The 4,951-nt window shown below is 52.4% G+C and carries 6 protein-coding genes; 1 reads left to right on the top strand and 5 read right to left on the bottom strand.

Annotation, left to right across the window (positions count from 1 at the left end; genetic code table 11):
• Nucleotides 1-13 precede the first annotated feature (13 nt).
• Both ACZ9HU_RS22340 and ACZ9HU_RS22335 read right to left on the bottom strand, forming a co-directional pair.
• Nucleotides 14-424 carry a recombinase family protein gene (locus tag ACZ9HU_RS22340; RefSeq protein WP_476108078.1) on the bottom strand — a complete coding sequence of 137 codons (411 nt, stop codon included), beginning with the start codon at nt 422-424 and terminating at the stop codon, nt 14-16.
• Nucleotides 425-553: 129 nt separating this feature from the next.
• A complete protein-coding gene (locus ACZ9HU_RS22335) occupies nt 554-739 on the bottom strand; it encodes a hypothetical protein (protein WP_476108077.1) in 186 nt (61 codons plus the stop codon).
• On the opposite strand from ACZ9HU_RS22335, the gene ACZ9HU_RS22330 reads away from it, so the two are divergent.
• On the top strand, nt 729-1,694 hold the full coding sequence (locus tag ACZ9HU_RS22330) for a hypothetical protein (protein ID WP_476108076.1): 966 nt from the start codon (nt 729-731) through the stop codon (nt 1,692-1,694). The two genes, ACZ9HU_RS22335 and ACZ9HU_RS22330, sit on opposite strands and share 11 nt — an antisense overlap.
• A gap of 160 nt (nt 1,695-1,854) precedes the next feature.
• On the opposite strand, the gene ACZ9HU_RS22325 is transcribed toward ACZ9HU_RS22330, so the two are convergent.
• From ACZ9HU_RS22325 to ACZ9HU_RS22315, 3 genes are all read right to left on the bottom strand, one after another.
• Nucleotides 1,855-3,522, bottom strand: a complete 1,668-nt coding sequence (locus ACZ9HU_RS22325) for an ADP-ribosylglycohydrolase family protein (protein ID WP_476108075.1) — start codon at nt 3,520-3,522, stop codon at nt 1,855-1,857.
• Nucleotides 3,519-4,160, bottom strand: a complete 642-nt coding sequence (locus ACZ9HU_RS22320; RefSeq protein WP_476108074.1) for a DarT ssDNA thymidine ADP-ribosyltransferase family protein — start codon at nt 4,158-4,160, stop codon at nt 3,519-3,521. Before ACZ9HU_RS22320 ends, ACZ9HU_RS22325 begins: the two co-directional genes overlap by 4 nt.
• Nucleotides 4,157-4,951, bottom strand: a 795-nt coding sequence (locus ACZ9HU_RS22315) for a 3'-5' exonuclease (protein WP_476108073.1), incomplete at its 5' end; no start/stop codon positions are given. The genes ACZ9HU_RS22320 and ACZ9HU_RS22315, both read right to left, overlap by 4 nt.

Raw genomic sequence — 4,951 nt, 5'->3', positions numbered from 1 at the left:
CTTAAAATCTTCACTATGCTTCATCATCTCGTCGGTCTCCTGTTGCGAGCATAAAACGCTCAGGTGACCGGCACAAATCCGTTACAAGTCCAGTGACGATAAGGCGGCCCGCAGGTGACTTTGTATCAACCGCCTCGCCACCAAAATCGAGAATGCGGAGCGCCACGCCCTTACGCTCCAGTGTTGCGATGATCGACAGCAGATCGGCGGTGCTGCGCGCCAGCCTATCGAGCCGGGTCACCACTAGCGTATCACCCTCGCGACACCATTCCAAAGCGGCGGCAAGCTGGTCGCGCTGCGCAACTGAACTGACGCGCTCTGAAAAGACCTTTTCTGTGCACCCGGTTGCAGCGAGGTCGCGCAATTGCGCTTCGAGGCCTGCAACCTGATCCACAGTTGAGACGCGAGCATATCCGATAAGCATTTGAAATTCCTAGATATTTCTGGGAAACAATGCCATCTAGTGCGAGCTAAGTCACGGAAAAACATGGCGTTATTGATAAAATTATGAAGAGGCGCGGGATCGCTAAGCGTCACAAGTGTGCCTGCGGCCTCAACAACATTTCCCCTTTTCTTCAAGGCTTCTGCAAGCCAAGATCGAGGCCATGAAGACATGTTGCGAGAATTTTTTTAGGTCGTTGTGCGCTTGCGGCACCTTCTGGCGCTGTTTAGCGATTGCGGCTGCCGTGATCGTGCTGATCGTCACAGGAGTTTGCACAGGCCAAACGGTGGCGACCATCAACCAAACCGATAACATATTCATTCGGTTTGCCAGCACCCTGATCTTGGGCGTTCTTGTATGGATCATGGGCAAGTGGATGTGGGGCACCCACAAAGCCCAGACAACCAGCCAATGGTGGGATCTAGGCGGCATACCAGATGAGCCAACTTGGGACGATGTCCGGAGGATGGCGATGGGACATCGAAACGATGACCCAGTCAGATTTACTGCGAGGAAACTCAGGGCGCGCTTCCTTCCCGCTACGCTTCACCTATTTGTTGGCTATCTGATTTTGGGATGCCTTGCAGTCTTGGGCCTGTCCATCATTGCCGAAGATCACGTGCTCCCTTTCCTGCTGACAAATTATGCCGACGCCTCGTCGTCGGTAAGCGAGGCAGGCGCGATCATGAACCTCAGCGCTAATCTCACTGCCTTCCTTGCGTTGATAGCTGCCGCAATTTCGATCTATTTCACGCATCGTCAGTTACAGGCCAAGGTAAAAGCCGACAGCCGTCAGGCTTGGATCGACAAGCTGCGGGCGCAGATTGCGTGCACCATTGCCCTTGCTGATGCCGTCCGTTACCGCACCAACAATGACGGGATTGATAAAATCAGAAGGGAATTGATTGCTGCGCGATTAGAAACTGAACTTATGCTCAATCCGTCGGAGAAGGATCATAGATTATTGATGTATCTCATTCAAAAATTAGCATTTTTTGGAAAAGATAAATCAAGAATGGATGCGAATGATCCGAAAATTTTTGAAGGTATTGATGACGTTATAAATATACGATGTGCCATAAGAAAATCGCCAGATTACAGCGAAAAGTGCTGGAAAGATATTCTGATGGCCATCCCTGCTATTTCAGATAATACCCGAGGCAAGGCTTATAGCGATCTCGTCGGCTACGCCATGCGGCTTGCCCATATCGTGCTGAAACGAGAGTGGGAGCGGGTCAAGGCTACGCGCTAAACCGGACGGACGCTTCGACTGGGTTGCATTGTCCCACATGGCTTTTAGGCACTGCGGTGCGGCATCCCACTGGGAGCGGCACCGCCTTAGTGGGACACCAATCGCGAAGCCAATCGACGTCCCAGATGGGCAGGCCTGCTTGGGACACCGGTTAGACGGTCTATTTGCCTCGCCGCCATCTTGCCTCATAGGCAGTCATGATAGTGGCGGTTAGGGCAATGCTGCGCTCTACGAAGTCAGGTTTGCCCAAACGCGCTTGGAGGAGGAGGACTTCTCCAACGACTGTTGGATCAAACCCTGACGCAATAACCTTCTGAAGAGCATCGTTTAGAGCGGAGACCGATGCGTCAGTTTCGCGAGGAAGAGCCGCAAATGCCCTGTGCTCGTTGTTTGGCTTGTTTCCAAAAAGGTCGGGAAGGCGCGACACGACACCGCCTGCGAAGGAGCTTCTACCTGAGCGGCGGTCATCCACCTTCTTGCGCCATCCGTCTTGCTCTATAGGCTGCTCTCGAACACGAGCGAGGATTGTCTGGCCGAAGGGAAGTTCAAACCATTGTAGGCTTTCGTCTTTTGACTGCTGCTCCACACCGCGATCTAAAGCTCGCAGTGACCCAACACCGTTCAGCATTAGCTCGCCATCTTGGAGAGAAATAGCATCCAAGGCAACACGTGCAGGCTTCCACGAACGCAAGTCGGGATATTGAATTGATGACGTTGATGAACCTGTCGAGATCGAGGCCATGCGCTCCGCTTCATTTTCGATGTATTCCCGATCTTGCAATGCCCCTTCAAAATTGTGTTCGGATACAGCGCCAATAATCGCCCCAGTCATAGTGGCGATGGTATCGGTATCTGACCCAAGGCAATTCGCAACCACTTGGAGAACATGCGCCGGGTCGTTCTTACCTGCGAAAGATGCAGCGTATGTAGCAATCAACGAGGTCTTTGTCCCTGAACCACGGCTCGCTTCATTTTTCGCGTCAAGCGTATCGACTGCTTCGCCATAGGCGTGCCCTAAGTCGGTCGAAGGAATATTGCGCAATCGATTTAGGTCGCCTTCCAGCTCGCTCAAGACAACCTCGATCTCGGCAGCAAATGAAGAGCCGACATGATCCTCCCAAGGCCCGAGCCACAGAAGCCGAAGATCTGTATCACTATCAACGATGTTACCAATCATTCTTAGACGACTGATAATATTGCCACATTCGTCAAGCGAAGGCGCGATCCCCTTATGCATTGCAAATGCAAGGCTAGCAGCATGAAAACATGCTCCAACAATGCCTCTAGGATGACCGTGGGTGCAGATGGCATTCCGGATGACGTCACGAAGAATGGTGGGAAGATCGTCCAGATTTTTCGCAGCCCAAACATGGGGCTGAACACGCATAGCCGCCCCATTTCCTCCTCCCGAAAAGTAGGAAGCACGACCATTCTTGAAAAAATTTGAATACCAAGTTGCCGATGTCCTCGACAGATTTGCTGCCGCTTCTTTCGACCCAACCCCTGCGCCTAGAGCATAATTGGCCCAAGCCGGAAGCTCGACTTTTGCAAATGCAGCGACATCAAAAGTCCCGTCACCTCTGATCGCCCGGCATGTCGCTAGGCGCAACTGAGTATCGTCGGAATACGCACCAGCGGGCAACTCTACGGAGACACCAATACGCCCGCCAACCTTACGCCTCCAAGGTATCGTCGCCGTTATTGGGAAAGTTCCTGAACGATGCAATACTCTATCTTTGTCGGCGAGTTCGGTAATGAAACCGACTGCGTCGCCATAAGCTGCCCACAATGCGGAGCGACGGTTTTGCGACTGTCTATCGACGTTCATAATGGGCGTGGTCCAAACTTTGAGGGGTCGACGATCACATCAATATCCCTATGGAAGGTAGCCTTCAAAAATCCAACTACCTCGGATTGATCGTTATGCGACTGCACATATATGCGAACGAGGTAGTCAGTCGAGACTGATTGGGGATAAAGAGCCTCTGCCTGAAAACACGTCGGGAAAGAGGGGCGCAAGGCCGGAGGGCGCTTAGCGACATTTCCAATCCAACGTGTGACGCAGCCATCATACAACGCTTGCAATCCTTCTGCACCGCTCCCTCGCTTGACACCCGTATAGATGTTATTCGTCGTCGCGAAAACCACCCCAGGATGCGTGAGGATGGCAGGGTCGAACGCGAGCACGCACCAAAAAATCGGATCTTGGCGATGCCAAGAACCAGCGCTCACATTGTAGAATTGATAATTGAGGTGTCCGATTGATAGGCTAACATAATCAATGTATGAGACATCTTTTCTCAAATTCGTATTTGGTTTTAACAAGTATTCAACCATTGGATCGCCTTCAAGGCGCTGGCGAGATTGCAAGTGACGAGTGAAAATTGTCCCTAGGCATCCGTGATTTGTCGTAAAGTGCACGACTTCCTCGATCCCTAATTCACGGATGCGATCTGATACTGTCACAAGGTGATCTCCTCAATAACAGTCGCATCGATTATATCCAATGCTTCTAATGCTTCTCCGGGTTTTGCACCCAAAACAACGGTTTGCCTCGCCCGCCCCACGCCCATCGCAAGCAACCTTCGCAACGCATCGTAACGGTCATCGTCAGGCTGATCTCCATACGATGCCTGTGACTGCGCAAGACCAATTATGAAAACATGGTCGAACTCCAATCCCTTCGCCGAGTGCAGCGTGCACAATCCGATGTTGGAACCTTCCTCGGGCCAGCTTGAAGCGCCTTGAAGCTCGCAGTAACCGAGGCCTCTCACGTCGAGCGCAGCACGAATGTCATCGAACCAACCGCCTCCCTTGAGATGCAAAAACCCGACGGTTTCTTTCTCGATATCGATCTTCTGCAACTGCTTCATTACGAAAGCCAATTGCTTTGCAAATCTGCCTTTCAGCAAAATGGGCATTGGCCCGTCACGGGAGCATACTGCCGGGTCGGGAATACTTCCGTCATCGTCCATTGGTATGCCCTGCGCAATCGAGGCGGCTAACGCAGCAATCTGCCTAGTGTTCCGATAGTTTCGCGTGAGCCGAAAACTTCGACTGGCGGCGATCTGAAGTCCGGCCTCCGTCCAAGGAGCGCCGCGAGGATAAATCCGCTGCGCGCTGTCGGTCACAATGGTAATAATTGCGTCATCTGCCGAGTGATTGGTACGCCTCCGATAGCGGCCGCCCGTGAGATCAGAATTGGCTCCGGCGGTTCTCGGCGATGATGTCCTGGAGACAGTCGACGCCATCGCTGG

The organism is Novosphingobium sp. Sphag1I (assembly GCF_056279125.1).
The sequence above is the reverse complement of the archived record's forward strand: the minus strand, read 5'-3'. Positions and strand labels throughout refer to the sequence as shown.